Annotated in this window: 1 protein-coding gene; it reads left to right on the forward strand. The window is 57.4% G+C overall.

Annotated features, from left to right (window positions below; translation table 11 throughout):
• The first annotated feature begins 692 nt into the window (after positions 1-692).
• Positions 693-881 carry a hypothetical protein gene (locus AC066S_RS38790; protein ID WP_126262079.1) on the forward strand — a complete coding sequence of 63 codons (189 nt, stop codon included), beginning with the start codon at positions 693-695 and terminating at the stop codon, positions 879-881.
• The last annotated feature ends 634 nt before the right edge of the window (positions 882-1,515 follow it).

Raw genomic sequence — 1,515 nt, forward strand, 5'->3', positions numbered from 1 at the left:
AGCCTTGACGGCAGCACACCGGATCAAGCCTACTTCACCCCGCTGCCGCTCCGCACGGCAGCCTAACCCCGGCAGAGGCTCCACTTATCGACGCGGATATTCTGTTCAGACAACCGGGGCCAGCTCAACGTCGAATTCCCGAACGCTCCGGCAACAATGAGTGTACGCGACCTACGCACGCGCGTGTATCAAGTGTCCGACATGGTGCGGAAATTACGAAACCGCATCGCACATCATGAACCGATATTCGGACTCGATCTCCTTGCGGATTACGAGGCAATCGAGGAGATAGTCGGCTACCGATGCTCCGACACGCTGGCATGGATGCGCCGCGCAGAAACCGTGGTTCCTCTCCTCCTCACCGAGCCCTAGACAGACCAGGTTCCGTTGTGTCAGTCCATCCGTGTCACTCGCAGCCTTATAGGCTGCGGGGAAGTGACACACGGGGGCTTTGGACGAGACGAATGCGTGTCAGGTGACACGCTCTGACACGCCTGACACGTTTCGGTTTTTAGGGCTTGCTTTCCTACGACTTATCAACCCCGAGACTCTAACCGCGCTGGATGAAATTTCGGCGGCAGGTCAAGCGCAATTAAAGAAGCTTGCGGCCTCTAAGAGGCCGCATTCTCTGTGGTAAGCACTTGGGAGCGTGAGCGTACGGCGGCGCAAGCTGAGGCGAGAGGAGGATTTCGATGTTCGAGGCTAAAAACTACCGCGTGTGTTGCCACCACTTCGTCACCCCGACCGACCGCGCTGTCTACCCGGCGCAGGAGCCCTTACTGACCTACTCTGAAGCCCTCCGGCACGTGCAGGCTGAGCGGGCCAAGGGCTACATGGTGGCCTGGGTCATTGATCGCGCCGGAGCAGGCGCCACCAAATGAGGTTGGTGGTTTAAGGCATCGGTCCGACATTGATTGACCGCTAGACACTGTACGGCGCTTGCCGACATCAATGTTTCGATGCGTCCTCGGCCGTCGATCTTCTCGATGACCGCGAGCGGATTGAAATGAAGGAGATCGCCAATGATAAATGCAGGGCAGATTACAATGTTTGTGTGCAGCGAACTTGCCAGAGATAGTCAATCGGAGGGGTGGCCATCCGCACAGCAGAATCAAAAACTCAATGCTGTGGCATCTGGCGTTGCTTCATCCCGAAGCTCGATGAAATCCACATACCGGAAGGTTGGCTCCGCGACTTAAGCGCTAACCGATGCCTACTACTCCACTCTGCTTGAGCTGACCCGCTGGATCGCCCCGCCTCACCACTGCGACCGCGGAGACAAACGCGGAGCCTTGCTCGCCATCGAGATGGCCTTCTCGGCTCTTACGCTATAGCTACCGCTCGCCAAAAACTCGTCCAGCAGGTGATGTTTGATCGTTGCGGCCTCCTGAAGTGGACCCCATGCTGAGGACCACTGGGTCCGGTTTTTTAAGTGGAGCTGCTGCCGTTCGTTCTTCCCAGTAACTTTACGCTACTCTTGCCTGCTGCTGTTGTGGCTGTGGGGATGTGGGTAAC

This window comes from Bradyrhizobium sp. CFUWI (genome assembly GCF_056429085.1).